Origin of the sequence: Pseudoalteromonas sp. THAF3 (assembly GCF_009363775.1) — a bacterium.
Classification (GTDB): domain Bacteria; phylum Pseudomonadota; class Gammaproteobacteria; order Enterobacterales; family Alteromonadaceae; genus Pseudoalteromonas; species Pseudoalteromonas ruthenica.
In genome coordinates, this window is sequence record NZ_CP045418.1 from 2,996,719 (window position 1) to 3,015,489 (window position 18,771).

The following is an 18,771-nucleotide window of genomic DNA, read 5'->3' on the forward strand; positions in this document are numbered from 1 at the left end:
AAAGGTTAAGGACAGATTACCAACGGTAATGAGCGAATGCTTTGTTCGCTTCAGCCATACGGTGAACGTCTTCACGTTTCTTAACCGCAGTGCCTTTGTTATCAGCTGCGTCGATCATCTCTTGAGCCAGACGAAGGCCCATAGATTTTTCACCACGCTTACGTGCAGCTTCAACCAACCAACGCATACCTAGTGCGTTGCGGCGAACTGGACGAACTTCAACTGGTACTTGGTACGTTGAACCACCTACACGGCGAGATTTAACCTCTACCTGTGGGCGAACGTTTTCAAGTGCAGACTCAAAGATTTCTAGGTGCGGTTTGCCTGATTTCTCAGCAGCCACGTCTAGCGCACCATAAACGATGTTTTCAGCAGTAGACTTTTTGCCGTCAAGCATTACTACGTTGACGAACTTTGCAAGTAATTCTGATCCGAACTTAGGATCTGGAAGAATTTTACGTTGACCTATTACGCGTCTTCTAGGCATTTTATCTCTCCGATTTCTTCAGGTCTGTTTTTTGAACAGATTCCCAAAACTAATATTTAATTAAAACTTAAGTGCTTGGCCTTACTAACGGAGAACCATTAGCCCTTAGGACGTTTTGCACCGTACTTAGAACGACCTTGTTTACGGTCATTTACGCCGGCACAGTCAAGTGCACCGCGAACAGTGTGGAAACGTACACCAGGTAAGTCTTTAACACGACCACCACGGATAAGGATTACACTGTGCTCTTGAAGGTTGTGGCCTTCACCACCGATGTAAGATGTTACTTCGAAACCGTTTGTTAAACGTACACGGGCTACTTTACGTAGAGCCGAGTTTGGTTTCTTAGGAGTAGTGGTATATACACGAGTACATACACCACGCTTTTGTGGACATGCCTTAAGCGCGGCTGAGTTACTAGTTGTAACCTTGCTGCGACGTGGCTTGCGCACTAGCTGGTTAATAGTTGCCATCAAATAGCTCCTGATGAAAAATTAAAGTTACTACTGAAATTAAAAATTCCGCCCAATTTACACACTGCGATAACACCAGCGAGTAAAAGGGTGGCGGAATTTTAATGAGCAAAGTTTAGCCTGTCAACCAAAACAACGCCGAGAGCGGTATTATACCGCCCTCAGCGTGACTTAATTATGAAATTAAGCGGTTATTCTTGGTCGCCAGACAAATCTGCATTAAGTGCATCAGTCAGTGCTTGGGTTGCTTCCTCGGCACTTACTGTTGGCTCAAGCAGTTCCTCTGCATTCTGTTTACGACGATTTTGGCGGTCTTGGTGATACGCAAAGCCAGTACCGGCTGGGATCAAGCGACCCACGATTACGTTTTCTTTCAGACCGCGAAGTTCATCGCTCTTACCATTTACAGCGGCTTCAGTTAGGACACGTGTAGTCTCCTGGAACGAGGCTGCTGAAATGAATGATTCGGTTGCCAATGACGCTTTGGTAATACCCATTAGCTGAATTTCATACTTCGCTGGGATCTTACCTTCAGCTTCAAGTTCACGGTTTGCGATGCTTACGCGTGCAACTTCAACCTGTTCACCGGCTAGGAATTCAGTGTCGCCACCGTCAAGGATGATACATTTACGTAGCATCTGACGAATTACAGTTTCGATGTGCTTATCGTTAATCTTTACACCTTGCAGACGGTAAACGTCTTGCACTTCATTAACGATGTAGTTAGCAACATCGGTCACACCACGTAGGCGAAGGATATCATGTGGAGACTCTGGACCATCGGCGATTACTTCACCTTTGCTCACTGTCTCACCTTCGAACACGTTAAGCTGACGCCACTTTGGAATCATCTCTTCGTATGCATCACCTTCCGCTGGGGTGATTACAAGACGCTTCTTACCTTTGGTTTCTTTACCAAAGCTTACCGTACCTGAGATCTCTGCTAGGATGGCTGGATCTTTCGGCTTACGCGCTTCGAATAGGTCAGCAACACGTGGTAGACCACCGGTAATATCACGAGTTTTCGAACCTTCCTGCGGGATACGTGCAAGCACATCACCTGGGTTCACCGTGGCACCATCGCTCACCTCAATGGTGGTGAATGACGGTAGGCGAATCTCTTGCAGGCCGCGCTCTTCATTCTCAATGATAAGCTTAGGCTCTTTCGCATTCACCTTAGCGAGGTCTTTAACAACCACACGCGTTAGACCAGTCAACTCGTCGGTCTGAGCTTCGGTGTTAGAGTCATCGATATCGCTGAACGATACTTTTGACTCGTGCTCGATGATGATTGGGTGACTGTGCGGGTCCCACATCGCTACGATGTCGTTGCCTTTCACTTCGGCACCATCTTGTACCGTTAACACTGCACCGTAAGGTACTTTATAACGCTCTTTCTCACGACCATGCTCATCAATGATGGTGATCTCGGTAGAACGTGAAGTGATAACGATCTTGCCTTCTGAATTCAATACATATTTCGCATTGTGAAGTTTCAGACGACCGTTGTTTTTAACTTGTACGCTGTTTTCTGCAGATGCCCGCGATGCTGCACCACCGATGTGGAAGGTACGCATGGTAAGCTGTGTACCTGGCTCACCGATTGACTGTGCTGCAATAACACCGACCGCTTCACCTGGGTTGATGATATGGCCACGAGCCAAGTCACGACCGTAACATTTAGCACATACACCAAAGTCATTGTCACAGGTGATAACAGAACGAACACGTACTTCATCCACTGAGTGCTCTTCAAGTAGGTCACACAGCTTTTCATCAAGCATGATGTTACGCTCAACCAACACTTCCTCAGTGCCTGGCTTAAGTACGTCTTCAGCAACTACACGCCCTAGTACACGCTCGCGTAGCGGCTCTACTACGTCACCACCTTCAATGAGTGGCTTCATAGTTAGACCATCTTCCGTGCCACAGTCGCTCTCATTGATTACCAAGTCTTGCGCTACGTCTACGAGACGACGCGTTAGGTAACCCGAGTTCGCTGTCTTCAATGCGGTATCGGCAAGACCTTTACGCGCACCGTGCGTTGAGATGAAGTACTGAAGTACGTTTAGACCTTCACGGAAGTTCGCGGTAATTGGCGTTTCGATGATTGAACCATCTGGACGAGCCATTAGACCACGCATACCCGCTAGCTGACGAATCTGAGCTGCACTACCCCGTGCGCCCGAGTCGGCCATCATAAACACTGAGTTGAATGAGTCTTGCTCCTCTTCGTTACCCTCAGCATTGATAACAGTGTCTTTCGATAAGTTCGCCATCATTTCGCGTGATAAGTTTTCGTTCACACGTGACCAAATATCGATAACTTTGTTGTACTTCTCACCCGCTGTTACAAGACCAGACTGGAACTGTTGGTTGATTTCGGCAACCTCAGCTTCCGCTGCATCGATGATCTCAGTTTTAACCGGCGGGATTTCCATGTCGTTGATGCCGATTGATACACCCGATTTCATCGCATAGTGGAAACCGGTATACATCACTTGGTCAGCAAACACTACGGTGTCTTTCAAGCCTAGACGACGGTAACACTCATTAAGCATACCTGAGATTTGCTTCTTACCTAACGCACGGTTAACCAGTGAGAAAGGTAAGCCTTTAGGCATGATCAACGAGAAAATAGCACGACCAACAGTGGTATCGATAACGCCGGTCACTTCTTCAGTGCTGCCGTCTTCTTCGATTACCGTTTCTGTCATCCGTACTTTTACTCGGGCATGTAGCTCGGCAGTGCCAGTACGATAGGCTTTTTCAGCTTCTTTCGCGTCTTTAAATACCAGGCCTTCACCTTTGGCATTAATGCGGTCACGGGTCATGTAGTAAAGACCCAAAACAACGTCCTGTGAAGGTACGATGATTGGCTCACCGTTCGCAGGCGAAAGAATGTTGTTGGTTGACATCATCAACGCGCGCGCTTCTAGCTGCGCTTCTAGCGTCAATGGTACGTGAACCGCCATTTGGTCACCGTCGAAGTCAGCGTTATACGCCGCACACACCAATGGGTGCAGGTGAATCGCTTTACCTTCGATAAGTACCGGCTCAAACGCCTGGATACCCAAACGGTGAAGGGTTGGTGCACGGTTAAGTAGCACTGGGTGTTCACGAATAACTTCGTCTAGTACGTCCCAAACCTCTGGTACTTCGCGCTCAACCATCTTCTTCGCAGCTTTGATGGTTGTCGCCATACCACGGCGCTCAAGTTTGCCGTAGATGAAAGGCTTGAATAGCTCAAGAGCCATTTTCTTAGGCAGACCACACTGGTGTAGTTTCAGTGTAGGACCTACGGTAATTACAGAACGGCCTGAGTAGTCAACACGCTTACCAAGAAGGTTTTGACGGAAACGACCTTGCTTACCTTTGATCATGTCTGCAAGCGACTTAAGTGGGCGCTTGTTAGAACCGGTAATAGCACGACCACGACGACCGTTATCAAGGAGCGCATCCACCGCTTCTTGCAGCATACGCTTTTCGTTGCGTACGATGATGTCTGGCGCGGCTAAATCGAGAAGGCGCTTCAAACGGTTGTTACGGTTGATCACACGACGATAAAGGTCGTTTAGATCTGACGTCGCAAAACGACCGCCGTCTAGTGGTACAAGTGGACGTAGATCTGGCGGTAGTACCGGAAGAACGCTCATCACCATCCACTCAGGGTTATTACCTGACTGGTGGAATGATTCCATCAACTTCAAACGCTTGGTAATTTTCTTACGCTTGGTTTCAGAGTTGATAGTTGGTAGCTCTTCACGCATTTCTGCAATCAGCTGACCTAGGTCGAGTTCTTTCAGAAGATCAAGTACAGCTTCTGCACCCATCTTCGCTTCAAATTCATCACCGTGCTCTTCAAGGGCGTCGAGGTACTCTTCTTCACCTAAAAGCTGGCCACGCTCAAGCGTCGTCATACCGGGTTCGGTTACCACGAATGATTCGAAGTACAGCACGCGCTCGATATCACGAAGCGTCATATCTAGCATTAAGCCGATACGTGATGGCAGTGATTTTAAGAACCAAATGTGCGCCACTGGGCTTGCCAGTTCAATGTGACCCATACGGTCACGACGCACTTTAGTTAGCGTTACTTCAACGCCACACTTTTCACAAATAACACCACGGTGCTTCAAGCGCTTGTATTTACCACACAAACACTCGTAATCTTTCACTGGGCCGAAAATACGGGCACAGAATAAGCCGTCACGCTCAGGCTTGAAAGTACGGTAGTTAATGGTCTCAGGTTTCTTTACTTCACCATATGACCATGAACGCACCATGTCCGGCGAAGCAAGACCAATGCGAATTGCATCGAATTCTTCGGTCTTATTTTGTTGCTTCAGAAACTTAAGTAAGTCTTTCACCTTAGCTCTCCTGTCGGAGGTTAATCTCGAGGGCGGCAAGCCGCCCATTTATTTGTTCGCAGGTTTGGGCGCCTTGCGCCCGACCGGCTTATTCTTCTTCCAGCTCGATGTTGATACCGAGTGAACGGATTTCTTTCAACAATACGTTGAATGATTCTGGCATACCCGGTTCCATCTTGTGGTTACCGTCAACGATGTTCTTATACATCTTAGTACGACCATTCACGTCATCCGACTTCACAGTCAACATCTCTTGCAGGGTATAAGCCGCGCCGTACGCTTCTAGTGCCCAGACTTCCATCTCACCGAAGCGCTGACCACCGAACTGTGCTTTACCACCTAGCGGCTGCTGCGTTACTAGGCTGTATGAGCCAGTAGAACGCGCGTGCATCTTGTCATCAACAAGGTGGTTCAGTTTCAGCATGTACATGTAACCAACCGTTACTTGACGCTCAAACTGATCGCCAGTACGACCATCATACAGCGTTACCTGACCGCTTGATGGGTAACCACCGAGCTCCAACATTTCCTTGATTTCGCTTTCGCGAGCACCGTCAAATGCAGGAGTAGCAATCGGTAGACCGCCTTTTAGATTCTCTGCTAGGCGACGAACTTCGTCATCAGAGAAGCTAGCGATGTCTACTTGCTGGCGACACTCACCCAGTTCGTAAGCTTTCTTGATGAATTCACGCAGTTCGTGAAGCTCACGCTGCTCTTTCATCATTTCTTCAATACGCTCACCGATACCGCGTGCCGCAAGACCCATGTGAGTCTCTAGGATCTGACCGATGTTCATACGCGATGGTACGCCCAGCGGGTTCAATACGATATCAACGGTACGGCCTTTCTCATCGTAAGGCATGTCTTCTACAGGTACGATAGTCGAGATAACACCTTTGTTACCGTGACGACCCGCCATCTTATCACCTGGCTGGATGCGACGTTTAACCGCGAGGTAAACCTTCACAATCTTCAATACGCCTGGTGCTAAGTCATCACCTTGAGTGATCTTGCGACGTTTCGTTTCAAACTTCTTATCGTACTCAGCTTTAAGCTCATCGTACTGCGCTGCTAGTTGCTCAAGTTCTGCTTGCTTGCCTTCATCAGCAAGGCTTTGTGTTAATAGCTTATCAGCAGCGAGGCCTTCAAGGCTGGCTGCATCCATGCCTGCGCCGGTCAATAAACCACGAGCACGGCTTAACACACCTTCTTCAAGGATCTTGAACTCTTCGTTGAAGTCTTTCTTCGCTTCACGAAGCTGCATTTCTTCGATTTCAAGCGCACGTTTGTCTTTTTCTACACCGTCACGGGTGAAGACTTGTACGTCGATTACGGTACCTGATACTGAGTTTGGTACACGTAGCGAGCTGTCTTTAACGTCAGACGCTTTCTCACCAAAGATAGCACGCAGTAGCTTCTCTTCAGGCGTAAGCTGAGTTTCACCTTTAGGTGTTACTTTACCTACTAGAATGTCGCCGCCTTTCACTTCTGCACCGATGTAAACAACGCCAGACTCATCTAGCTTGCCCAGTGCAGACTCACCCACGTTCGGGATATCAGCAGTGATTTCTTCCGGCCCAAGCTTAGTATCACGAGCAATACACTGAAGCTCTTGGATGTGGATAGTCGTTAGACGATCTTCTTTTACAACATTCTCTGAAAGGAGGATTGAATCCTCGAAGTTGTAACCATTCCAAGGCATGAATGCCACGCGTAAGTTTTGACCTAACGCCAAGTCGCCAAGGTCTGTTGACGGACCATCAGCAAGTACGTCACCACGTACAATTGGCTCACCAACCATACAAGTTGGCTTTTGGTTAATACAGGTGTTCTGGTTAGAACGGGTGTACTTAGTTAGGTTGTAGATGTCGATACCCGCTTCGCCAGGTACACGCTCATCTTCATTTACGTTAATAACGATACGGCTCGCATCAGCGTAATCAACCACACCACCACGCTTAGCAACGATAGTTACACCTGAGTCTTTCGCAAGTGTAAGCTCGATACCTGTACCTACTAGTGGCTTATCAGCACGTAGTGTCGGTACAGCCTGACGTTGCATGTTCGATCCCATCAATGCACGGTTCGCATCATCGTGCTCTAGGAATGGGATAAGCGCAGCAGCGACTGAAATAACCTGTTGTGGCGAAACGTCCATATACTGGATGTCATCGCGCGGCATCAAGGTCGACTCACCTTTGTGACGGCAAGTAATCAGTTCCTCTACAAATCCGTTGTCATCGTTTAAGTCAGCATTTGCCTGAGCAATAACGAATTGACCTTCTTCGATAGCAGAAAGGTAATCAACCTCGTCGGTAACCGCACCATCAACCACTTTACGGTAAGGTGTTTCTAGGAAACCAAAGTCATTGGTACGTGCATACGTAGACAATGAGTTAATTAGACCGATGTTTGGACCTTCAGGCGTTTCGATTGGACATACGCGACCGTAGTGCGTTACGTGTACGTCACGTACTTCGAAGCCTGCACGCTCACGCGTAAGACCACCCGGACCTAATGCAGAAATACGACGCTTGTGCGTAACTTCTGATAGCGGGTTGTTTTGGTCCATAAATTGAGAAAGCTGTGATGAACCGAAGAACTCTTTCACCGCTGCCGAAATTGGCTTGGCGTTGATAAGGTCTTGCGGCATGATAGCATCAAGATCACCAAGGCTTAGACGCTCACGTACAGCACGCTCAACACGAACTAGACCGACACGGAACTGGTTTTCTGCCATTTCGCCTACAGAGCGGATACGACGGTTACCAAGGTGGTCGATGTCATCAACATCGCCTTTACCGTTACGGATATCGATAAGCACTTTCATCACGGCAACGATGTCTTCTTTAGACAAAGTACCTGGGCCTTCGTCGGTATCATAACCAACGCGGCTGTTGAACTTCATACGACCTACGGTTGATAGATCATAGCGCTCATCGGTAAAGAATAAGTTTTCAAATAGCGCTTCTGCAGCTTCTTTTGTCGGCGGCTCACCTGGGCGCATCATGCGGTAGATTTCTACCAAGGCCTCAAGGCGATTTGTAGTTGAGTCGATGCGAACGGTATCTGACATGTAAGAGCCGCTGTCTACTTCATTGATATATAAAGTAGCAATTTCGGTATGACCTGCTTTAACAAGCTCAGCCATTAGCTCAAGCGATAGTTCATCGTTGGCATTGGCGATTACTTCACCTGTTGACTCATCAACATAGTTTTTCGCTAATACTCGACCGATGACGTACTCATGCGGTACTTCTAGCTGCTTGATGCCTTTTTTCTCGATGCTCTTGATGTGACGCGCAGTAATACGACGGCCTTGTTCTACCAAGACTTCGCCATCTTCGCCTTTAATGTCAAAGGCTGCGGTTTCACCACGTAGACGCGCAGGCACAAGTTCCATAAGAACTTTACCGTCACTCACCTCAAAGGTAGTGGTTTCAAAGAAGATATTAAGAATTTCTTCTGTTGAGTAATCAAGCGCGCGCAAAATGATCGACGACGGCAACTTACGGCGACGGTCGATACGCACGTAGAGATTATCTTTAGCGTCGAATTCAAAGTCGAGCCATGAACCACGGTAAGGAATAACGCGAGCGTTATAAAGCACCTTACCAGAGGAGTGCGTTTTACCGCGGTCGTTATCAAAGAATACACCAGGTGAACGGTGTAGCTGAGAAACGATAACACGCTCAGTACCATTGATAACAAAGGTACCTGTGTCAGTCATGAGCGGAATTTCGCCCATGTAAACTTCTTGCTCTTTGATGTCTTTAACTGTGCCGGGTGCTTCTTTGTCCATAAGCACAAGACGAAGTTTTACGCGAAGTGGAGCAGAATAAGTCACACCGCGGATTTGACATTCTTTAACATCGAACACTGGCTCACCAATACGATAACTTACGTATTGAAGCTCAGAGTTGCCCGAATAGCTTTTAATCGGGAAAACGGAGCGGAAGGCAGCTTCCAAACCGAAATCGCCGTCAGCGTCCGGAGTTAAGAATTTTTTAAACGATTCTAACTGCATTTGCAGTAAGAAAGGTACGTCCAAAACCTGTGGACGTTTACCAAAATCCTTACGGATACGTTTCTTTTCAGAATAAGAGTAAGCCATGGGGTTCCTCAGCTTGCTGATCTTTGACCCTACCTGTTCTTGTAAGAACAGACATAACTGGCATCTATGCCAATATTTACAACATTTAGAATTGTTGTTCCTAAATGTCACTGCTATTGCCAATGAAGTTGCGTAACCAATTGAAAATAAAAGTGAAATTTAGGTTTAGAGCACCCTGGAGCAAATTTTCGCTCTATAGCGCAAAAGGGCCGGTGATTAAATAATCACCAGCCCTTGCCTGATTACTCAGGCAGCGAACCTAGCATACGCTAGATTACTTGATCTCAACTTCAGCACCAGCTTCTTCAAGATCTTTCTTAAGTGCTTCAGCTTCTTCCTTAGAAACACCTTCTTTGATAGGTGCAGGAGCTGATTCAACAAGTGCTTTAGCTTCTTTAAGGCCAAGACCTGTTGCGCCACGTACCGCTTTGATAGCAGCAACTTTGTTACCGCCAGCGCCAGCTAGGATTACGTCGAACTCAGTCTTCTCTTCAGCAGCTTCAGCAGGACCCGCAGCAACAACAGCAGCAGCTGCAGTTACGCCGAATTTTTCTTCCATTGCTTCTACTAGTTCAACAACTTCCATTACTGACATTTCAGCAATAGCGTCAAGGATTTGGTCTTTAGTTACAGACATTATAAATTTCCTAATATTCTCGAACCCGAGGGTTCATTAAATTCATTACACCGATAAAGAACAATAGCTTATAAATAAAAATTAAGCAGCTTGTTCTTGTTTCTGGTCGCGAACTGCAGCAAGAGTTTTTGCCAACTTGCCTGCAGAAGCTTCTTTCATAGCGCTCATTAGACGTGCAACTGCTTCGTCGTATGTAGGTAGCTTAGCTAGCATATCTACATCTACGATTTCACCGTCAAATACAGCCGTTTTAAGCTCAAATGCTTCGTTACTCTTTGCGAAATCTGTGAAGATACGCGCTGCAGCACCTGGGTGCTCAGAAGAGAAAGCGATTAGGCTAGGGCCTACTAGTGAATCGTTAAGACACTCGTAATCAGTCCCTTCGATAGCGCGTTTAGCTAGAGTGTTACGAACGACTTTCATCCATACACCTGCTTCACGAGCTTCTTTACGAAGTGAAGTGATAGCGTCAACAGTTACACCACGAGAATCTGCAACTACTGCAGATAGAGCACCTTTGGCAGCTTCGTTGACTTCAGCAACAATTGCTTTTTTGTCTTGAAGATTTAAAGCCATGGGTGTTACTCCTGGTTCAGTGAGATACCGAAATACCTCAGTTTTACTCTACTCCATCATCATGACGGAGCTGCTTGTTACGGCGAGAGCCAGAAGATTAGGAAAAATCTAGCTGGGATTCACACCGTCTACGTAGGAAATTAAGCAATACGTGACTGCACCTACGGTCTTGGACGGAAGCCAACAACGTTGGCTTCAACCCGAATTCGTTGATTGTTGAGTTCAATACTCAACAAAATGGCGCGAAATTATAGTATAAAAATCGCGCCACGTAAACTCCTAAATTACGCTACTTGCGTGCTTAGTGAGTTTTGGTCAACAGCAACACCTGCGCCCATAGTAGTCGAGATGCTTACTTTCTTGATGTAAGTACCTTTTGCTTGTGAAGGCTTAGCCTTCTTAAGCGCTACGATAAGAGACTCAAGGTTTTGTTGTAGCTGTTCAGCAGTGAAGTCAACTTTACCAATGGTAGAGTGAACGATACCGTTCTTGTCGTTGCGGTAACGAACCTGACCCGCTTTCGCGTTTTTAACTGCTTCAGCAACATTAGGTGTTACAGTACCAGTTTTAGGGTTAGGCATAAGACCACGTGGACCTAGGATTTGACCTAGTTGACCAACAACGCGCATTGCATCTGGAGAAGCAACAACAACGTCAAAGTCCATCTCGCCAGCTTTTACTTTGTCAGCAAGATCTTCCATACCTACGATATCCGCGCCAGCTTCTTTAGCTGCGTCTGCATTAGCACCTGAAGTGAATACAGCAACGCGAACGTCACGACCAGTACCATTTGGAAGTACAGTCGCACCACGTACGTTTTGGTCAGATTTACGTGCATCGATACCAAGGTTAACAGCAACGTCAACACTTTCAACGAACTTAGCAGTTGCTAGCTCTTTTAGAAGTGCAACAGCTTCGTTGATTTCGTAATCTTTAGTGACATCCACTTTTTCGCGGATAGTACGCATACGTTTAGTTAATTTTGCCATTATCTTAGTCCTCTACGTTCAAGCCCATTGCACGCGCAGAACCTGCGATAGTGCGTACCGCAGCGTCCATATCAGCCGCTGTAAGGTCAGGTTTCTTCATCTCAACGATCTCTTCAAGTTGAGCACGAGTAACTGTACCCACTTTTTCAGTGTTAGGACGGCCTGAACCAGACTTAATGCCTGCAGCTTTCTTAAGTAGGTAAGCAGCAGGTGGCGTTTTCATGTCAAACGTGAAAGAACGGTCATTGTAAACAGAGATGATTACAGGAACCGGAGCGCCTTTCTCTAGAGACTCTGTACGAGCGTTGAACGCTTTACAGAATTCCATGATGTTTACACCGTGTTGACCTAGAGCAGGACCTACTGGTGGACTAGGGTTAGCCATACCAGCAGCAACTTGTAGCTTGATTAAAGCTTCAACTTTTTTAGCCATGATTATACCTCGTTAGGTGGGTCTTAGCCTCGTGCGCGCGAGGACGCGTACTCAAACGGCTTCCCAATTAATAAAAAACCTATTTTGCAGCCAGCATTTTCAGCTGCTACAAAAAGGCCGCTGATTATAAGTTAGTCAGCGGCCTTTTTCAACATTAGTTTGCGTGTTTTACGAGCAACTTACTTGTCTTGTTCAACCTGACCAAATTCAAGTTCAACAGGGGTAGAACGACCGAAGATAAGTACTGATACTTTCAAGCGGCTTTTCTCGTAATCCACTTCTTCAACCACACCGTTGAAATCAGCAAATGGGCCATCAATAACACGAACCACTTCACCTGCTTCAAACAAGGTGGCTGGCTTCGGCGCTTCAGCATTTTCTTCGAGACGATTAAGAATGCGGTCGGCTTCGCGCTTGCTGATTGGTGCTGGACGATCAGAAGTACCACCAATGAAACCCATCACGCGAGGGGTGCTGTTCACTAGGTGCCAGCTCTCATCATTCATGTCCATTTCTACCAGTACGTAGCCTGGGAAAAATTTACGTTCTGACTTGCGCTTTTGACCGGCGCGCATTTCCACTACTTCTTCAGTTGGCACCAGCACCTCTCCAAAGCTATCTTCAAGGCCTTGGATTTTGATGTGCTCTTTGATGGTTTGCGCAACACGCTTCTCAAAACCTGAGAAAGCCTGGATTACATACCAACGTAATTTCTTTTCTTTGTTCTCATCCGTCATGGGATTAGATCTCCAATCCAGTTAAAAAGCCCACTAGGCGGAATAAAATTCCGTCCAATCCCCACAAGATAAGCGCCATAATCACTGTCGCGATCATCACGATAAATGTTGTGTGTGTGGTTTCTTGGCGTGTTGGCCAAACAACTTTGCGTACTTCGATGCGAGCTTCTTTCGCAAACGAGATGAAGGAGCGACCTTTGCCTGTCGTTGCCGCAATACCCAGGGCAACGGCGATTGCAGCAACCACGCCAATAGCTCGAATTAACGCAGACTCTTCACCATACATGGTGTTGCCTACTACTGCTGCTGCCAGCAACGCAATGGCGATAAGCCATTTTACCAAGTCCATCGGGCTTGACGAGTTTTCTACATTTGCACTCATAATCCTAATACCTTAAATACAGACACAACAACCCCGTCACACGACAGGGTAAATCTATCCAAATCTAACCTTAAAAACATGCTTTAAAACAGATTTTTAGACTTAGACTTGTCTGTGAAAAGTGGCAGGGGCGGAGAGATTCGAACTCCCAACCGTCGGTTTTGGAGACCGCTGTTCTACCAATTGGAACTACGCCCCTGCAAAGTGGATGCCCATTATACTGACCAGTGACGCTAAAACAAGAGCAAAACAAAGGCCACCGAAAATTAATTTAGTGGTAGTGGCTGTGATTTATTTAGCGCTATAAAGCTGTAATGGCTCATGCGTGCCTTGCCAGTCGGTTAATAGCCAAATTTGTTCGAATGGATGACCTGGGGCAAGGACCAACTGCGGCTTTACTTCAAGAAAGTCTTGATGGTGCCAAAGCGTGCTAGCATTACGAATTAGCAGCCATACGCGCTTGCTGTCATAACGTTTGGCGGCCTTGGCACTGAGTAGTTTAGAGAGTGCATAGCGCAGCTGCTCTGTATCTGGGTTTAGTGCCAACTGCGCCAGCTGGCGTTGTATATCGAGGCTCAAAGGTCGACCAAGCACGGCCATCGCTTCATGCTCGTTGGCATACAAATGCGCAATCTCGATATCTAAGCGCTCACTTTCCATGTAGCAACTGACATCGGGCTTCGCTGGTTGATTGTGCCAAATATGACGCATCGGAATATGATAATAGCGCTCATAGGCGCGCAGAAAGCGTCGCGCAGCATCGTGCTCTAGCGCTATTTTTTCCGCTTCACTGTCACTCATAACACTTTGTACAACTCACCCAGTAATGATGATGCCCCGAAACGAAAGTTAAAAGGCGTCAACCATGCTCCACCCATAGTGTTTACCGCCATATCCAGATATAACTGCGCTTGGCTTAGGTTTTTTACGCCACCAGAGACCTTAACACCCACTGCTCGTTCACTGTGCGCAACTTCGTCAAAAATCACCGCGACGGCCTCTGGCGTCGCGTTGATTGCCACTTTCCCGGTACTGGTTTTAATAAAGTCGGCGCCGCCGGCTATGGCAATGCGACTGGCAATACGTACTTGCGACAAGCTCAATTCACCACTTTCAATAATCACCTTTAGCTTCGCTTTATTGGCACAGAGTTCACGGCTTTGACGTACATATTCCAAAGCTTTTTGCTCGTCGCCCTGCTGCAACGCTCGATAAGGTAGCACCAAGTCAATTTCATTGGCGCCCAATTGCAGCGCTTCGCGCGTCTGCGCCAAAACAGTGGCCAAATCCTCGTCACCAGTTGGAAAGTTGGTCACTGTGGCCAACGGAATTTGTTGTAAGTTGCGATTATCGAGCTCGCGACGGGTTAGCTGCAACCATTGTGGGTAGACGCACAGCGCTGCAGGCAGTGCATAAGCGCTATTAATTTGCGCCACGAATTGACACATTGCATCCTCACTGTCGTGCTCTTGCAACCGGGTGTAATCTAAACAAGCGAGCGCTAACTGCGCATCGTGAACATCACTCATGGTCATCTCCTGGTTCTGCGCTTAGTGATTATATCGCCGTTATCGCTTTCAATTTTATCACTTTAATCTACTTAAAATAGCGCCTTAATATTGATTTTCATTGCCTTAAGCCATTTCACAAGTCGGCATATAACTTTTAGATATATAAGCTTGGAACAAATTATTTTTTAACCGTTAATGCTGCCTATATCCTTGCATTCTCCAAGCTCAATAAAACATTGTCGCTTTCGGTGTTAACAAATTAGGTGGTGCGCGGTGCAATATTTACCCATTTTTACAAAACTTGATGACAAGCCGGTACTCGTGATCGGCGGCGGCGAGGTCGCACTGCGTAAGTCACAAGCTTTCCTCAAAGCACGCGCTAAAGTTACGGTTATTGCACCTGAGTTTTGCGCTGAACTTGAAGCCCTTGCAAAGCAGCAAAAATTAACGTTACAACGAGCTTATTTTCAGCCAGAGCAAGTGCTTGGCTATATGTTGATTATTGCTGCTACTGATAACGATACCGTAAACACCCAAGTATTCGAAGCCGCTGAACAGCATAATATTTTCGTCAATGTTGTCGACGATCAACCTAAATGCCGGTTTATTTTCCCCTCTATCGTGGATAGAGATCCAATCACCATTGCTATTTCCAGTGCAGGAACTGCGCCAGTATTGGCTCGCCGACTACGGGAAAAGTTAGAAACGTTAATTCCTCAGCATATAGGCGCATTGGCCAAATTAGTAGGTAGTTTCCGAAAACAAGTAAAGCAACGTTTTACAAGCTTTGATGATCGCCGTCAATTTTGGGAACGGGTGTTTGATTCCAATGTCGTAAGCACCGTGCAAAAAGGCAACATCGAACAGGCCAGTGACGAGCTCACGACTATGCTTGATGACAACCTACCACCTCAAGGCGAAGTGTATGTGGTTGGCGCAGGCCCTGGCGACCCTGAGTTATTGACCCTCAAAGCCCTGCAATTTATGCAGCAAGCCGATGTGGTGGTATATGACTACTTAGTATCAGATGAAATTATGGAGCTGGTGCGTCGTGATGCCGAACTCATCTGTGTCGGCAAACGCGCAGGCGATCACAGCGTACCTCAAGAGCGCACCAACGAATTGTTGGTTGAATTAGCACAACAAGGCAAGAAGGTCTGCCGCATTAAGGGCGGTGACCCCTTTATTTATGGTCGTGGTGGTGAGGAAGTACAGGTGCTAGCCAGTCACGGTATAAGCTATCAAATTGTACCAGGCATCACTGCAGCAGCAGGGTGCAGCGCCTATGCGGGTATCCCGCTGACACATCGCGACCATGCTCAGGCCATCCAATTTGTCACCGGGCACTGCAAAAAAGATGGTCAAGAACTGGATTGGCTCTCTTTGGCTAAACCCAATCAAACTTTGGCTATCTATATGGGTGTGATTAAGTCACCGCATATTCAAAGCCAGCTGCTGGCTCATGGGCGCAGTGCTACTACTCCTGTGGCGATAGTAGAAAATGGCACGCGCAAAGATCAGCGTGTAATCACCGGGCAGCTGGCGCAGCTCAGCGAACTGATTGAAACACATGCGATTCAATCCCCAGCGTTATTAATAATTGGCGAGGTCGCTTCGCTACATCAGCAACTTGCATGGTTCGGTAAAACAACGCAGACTAGCAGTTTTGCTCAGCCTCTCACTGATGTGGCCTAACCCTTGGTATTAACAGGTTTATCTAGAAATTAGTAGGACGGAAGCTATGGCTTTAACCCATCTTCAGCAACTTGAGGCTGAAAGTATCAAAATCATCCGCGAGGTTGCGGCTGAGTTTGACAACCCGGTGATGCTTTACTCCATTGGTAAAGACTCATCGGTGTTACTCCATTTAGCACGTAAGGCGTTTTACCCAGCCAAGATCCCCTTCCCTTTGCTGCATGTAGACACCAACTGGAAGTTTCGGGAAATGATTGCCTTTCGCGATCGCATGGCCAAAGAATATGGCTTTGACTTGCTAGTGCATAAAAACCCTGAGGGCTTGGCAATGAATATCAGCCCCTTTGAGCACGGTTCAGCCAAGCACACTGACATAATGAAGACTCAAGGTTTGAAACAAGCCTTGAATCAATATGGGTTCGACGCCGCCTTCGGTGGCGCTCGCCGTGATGAAGAGAAATCGCGTGCCAAAGAGCGAGTTTATTCATTCCGTGACAAGCATCACAGATGGGACCCAAAAAACCAGCGCCCAGAACTATGGAGCACTTTCAATGGTGAAGTAAACCAAGGTGAAAGTATTCGTGTATTCCCTCTTTCAAATTGGACTGAGCTGGACATTTGGCAATATATCTACCAAGAAAACATCGAGATTGTGCCGCTCTACCTAGCAAAAGAGCGTCCGGTGGTCGAACGTGACGGCACCCTAATCATGGTGGACGATGAACGTATGCCTCTTAATGAAGGTGAACAGCCACAAATGAAGTCGGTCCGTTTCCGTACCTTAGGCTGCTACCCTCTGACTGGAGCAGTCGAGTCGACGGCTGACTCACTAACGGGGATCATCGAGGAGATGCTGCTATCAACCTCATCAGAGCGTGAGGGTCGGGTCATTGACCATGATTCAGCAGGGTCTATGGAGAAGAAGAAACGTGAGGGGTATTTCTAATGTCAGCAACTGCTAATGAAGTCAAAGAGCTAGGCATCGAAGCCTATCTAGCACGTCAACAAGACAAAAGTTTATTGCGTTTGTTAACTTGTGGCAGTGTCGATGACGGTAAATCAACCTTAATTGGTCGTTTGCTACATGATAGTCACCAAATCTATGAAGATCAGTTAGCCGCACTGCATAAAGATAATGAGAAAGTCGGGAATGCGGGTGAAGAGCTTGATTTAGCGCTGTTAGTCGATGGCTTGCAAGCTGAGCGCGAGCAAGGTATTACCATTGACGTGGCCTATCGTTACTTCTCTACCGCCAAGCGCAAGTTCATCATTGCCGACACTCCAGGGCATGAACAGTACACCCGCAACATGGTAACGGGTGCATCAACCAGCGATCTTGCTGTCATTCTGGTTGATGCCCGCTATGGCGTGCAAGTGCAAACCAAACGCCACAGCTTTATCTGTGACTCACTAGGCATTGAACAGTTTGTAGTCGCGATTAACAAAATGGATATTGTCGACTTTGATGAAACTGTTTATGAAAAAATTAAGGCGGACTACTTAAAATTTGCTGAGCAACTTAATGTTAAAGACATTAAGTTCGTACCGATGTCGGCGCTTAAAGGCGATAACGTGGTTACCCGCTCAGAGCATACTCCTTACTACACCGACAAACCGCTACTAGAGCTGTTAGAAGACTCGCCTGCAGCAGCGACCGATAACGGCTTTGAGCCACGGTTACCGGTGCAATATGTAGTACGTCCGAACCTTGACTTTAGGGGCTTCCAAGGAACCATTACGTCAGGACAATTTAAAGTCGGTGATGCCATAAAAGTGCTGCCTTCAGGTAAAATATCCAGCGTCAAGGAGCTGGTCACTTTCAATGGTCACCTTGATCATGCTGAGGCAGGTCAAGCTATCACTATGACTTTGAACGATGAAATTGACGTAAGCCGTGGGGATGTCATTGTGCCTGCCCACTCAAGTGCGCAAGCAACCAACCAACTGCAAGCAAAATTGGTATGGATGCACGAGCAACCCTTAGAGCTGGGTAAAACCTATAATTTCAAGCTAGGTACTAAAAAAACCGCAGCGGTGGTGTCACGCATTGACCACACCATTGACGTCAACACTCTAGAAAAGGGTCAAGCTGAGAGCTTACAGCTCAACGAAATTGCCATCGTCACGTTGGAGTTGACCGAGCCGATGATGGCCGATATTTATCGTGATAACCGCGAAACCGGCGCCTTTATTCTTATTGATCGTCTCAGTAACCTGACCGTGGGAGCGGGAATGGTCGAGCAAGTGCTAGCGACTCAAACGTCTCAGCAGAACGCTCAATACAGCGATTTTGAAATCGAGTTCAATGCCTTAGTACGTAAGCACTTCCCGCATTGGCAAGCCATCGATATTAGCAAGTTGAAATAA

General features: G+C 47.1%; 15 protein-coding genes and 1 tRNA gene. 3 read left to right on the top strand and 13 right to left on the bottom strand.

Features of this window, described 5'->3' with window-relative positions:
* Nucleotides 1–16 precede the first annotated feature (16 nt).
* The 13 genes from rpsG to deoC form a co-directional block, all read right to left on the bottom strand.
* A complete protein-coding gene (rpsG, locus tag FIU82_RS14040) occupies nt 17–487 on the bottom strand; it encodes a 30S ribosomal protein S7 (RefSeq protein WP_022944284.1) in 471 nt (156 codons plus the stop codon).
* Nucleotides 488–585: 98 nt separating this feature from the next.
* A complete protein-coding gene (gene rpsL, locus FIU82_RS14045; protein WP_022944285.1) occupies nt 586–960 on the bottom strand; it encodes a 30S ribosomal protein S12 in 375 nt (124 codons plus the stop codon).
* A gap of 191 nt (nt 961–1,151) precedes the next feature.
* On the bottom strand, nt 1,152–5,330 hold the full coding sequence (gene rpoC, locus FIU82_RS14050; RefSeq protein WP_022944286.1) for a DNA-directed RNA polymerase subunit beta': 4,179 nt from the start codon (nt 5,328–5,330) through the stop codon (nt 1,152–1,154).
* Nucleotides 5,331–5,418: 88 nt separating this feature from the next.
* Nucleotides 5,419–9,444: a DNA-directed RNA polymerase subunit beta gene (gene rpoB, locus FIU82_RS14055; protein ID WP_053911724.1), complete on the bottom strand. Its 4,026-nt coding sequence runs from the start codon at nt 9,442–9,444 to the stop codon at nt 5,419–5,421.
* Between the two features lie 274 nt (nt 9,445–9,718).
* Complete coding sequence (gene rplL / locus FIU82_RS14060; RefSeq protein WP_022944288.1) at nt 9,719–10,081, bottom strand: 50S ribosomal protein L7/L12; 363 nt, start codon at nt 10,079–10,081, stop codon at nt 9,719–9,721.
* An 81-nt stretch (nt 10,082–10,162) separates the two neighbouring features.
* Entirely contained in the window at nt 10,163–10,657 is a 495-nt protein-coding gene (rplJ, locus tag FIU82_RS14065; RefSeq protein WP_022944289.1) for a 50S ribosomal protein L10, read from the bottom strand.
* Nucleotides 10,658–10,941: 284 nt separating this feature from the next.
* Nucleotides 10,942–11,646 (bottom strand): 50S ribosomal protein L1, encoded by a 705-nt coding sequence (rplA, locus tag FIU82_RS14070; RefSeq protein ID WP_022944290.1) that lies wholly within the window; start codon nt 11,644–11,646, stop codon nt 10,942–10,944.
* A 4-nt stretch (nt 11,647–11,650) separates the two neighbouring features.
* Nucleotides 11,651–12,079, bottom strand: a complete 429-nt coding sequence (gene rplK / locus FIU82_RS14075; protein WP_022944291.1) for a 50S ribosomal protein L11 — start codon at nt 12,077–12,079, stop codon at nt 11,651–11,653.
* 179 nt (nt 12,080–12,258) lie between these two features.
* Nucleotides 12,259–12,816 carry a transcription termination/antitermination protein NusG gene (gene nusG, locus FIU82_RS14080; RefSeq protein ID WP_022944292.1) on the bottom strand — a complete coding sequence of 186 codons (558 nt, stop codon included), beginning with the start codon at nt 12,814–12,816 and terminating at the stop codon, nt 12,259–12,261.
* A 4-nt stretch (nt 12,817–12,820) separates the two neighbouring features.
* On the bottom strand, nt 12,821–13,198 hold the full coding sequence (gene secE, locus FIU82_RS14085) for a preprotein translocase subunit SecE (protein ID WP_022944293.1): 378 nt from the start codon (nt 13,196–13,198) through the stop codon (nt 12,821–12,823).
* A 122-nt stretch (nt 13,199–13,320) separates the two neighbouring features.
* A tRNA-Trp gene (locus tag FIU82_RS14090) sits at nt 13,321–13,397 on the bottom strand.
* Between the two features lie 92 nt (nt 13,398–13,489).
* Nucleotides 13,490–13,999: a hypothetical protein gene (locus tag FIU82_RS14095; protein WP_022944294.1), complete on the bottom strand. Its 510-nt coding sequence runs from the start codon at nt 13,997–13,999 to the stop codon at nt 13,490–13,492.
* Nucleotides 13,996–14,727, bottom strand: coding sequence for a deoxyribose-phosphate aldolase (gene deoC, locus FIU82_RS14100; protein WP_253946326.1), 732 nt, complete (start codon nt 14,725–14,727; stop codon nt 13,996–13,998). The genes FIU82_RS14095 and deoC overlap by 4 nt, the downstream gene beginning before the upstream one ends.
* Nucleotides 14,728–14,982: 255 nt before the next feature.
* Here deoC and cysG point away from each other — a divergent pair, with 255 nt between their 5' ends.
* The 3 genes from cysG to cysN are packed head-to-tail and all read left to right on the top strand — an operon-like array spanning nt 14,983 to nt 18,771.
* Nucleotides 14,983–16,404 carry a siroheme synthase CysG gene (gene cysG / locus FIU82_RS14105; RefSeq protein WP_152441331.1) on the top strand — a complete coding sequence of 474 codons (1,422 nt, stop codon included), beginning with the start codon at nt 14,983–14,985 and terminating at the stop codon, nt 16,402–16,404.
* Between the two features lie 46 nt (nt 16,405–16,450).
* On the top strand, nt 16,451–17,350 hold the full coding sequence (gene cysD, locus FIU82_RS14110) for a sulfate adenylyltransferase subunit CysD (RefSeq protein WP_045979801.1): 900 nt from the start codon (nt 16,451–16,453) through the stop codon (nt 17,348–17,350).
* A complete protein-coding gene (gene cysN / locus FIU82_RS14115) occupies nt 17,350–18,771 on the top strand; it encodes a sulfate adenylyltransferase subunit CysN (protein WP_152441332.1) in 1,422 nt (473 codons plus the stop codon). The genes cysD and cysN overlap by 1 nt, the downstream gene beginning before the upstream one ends.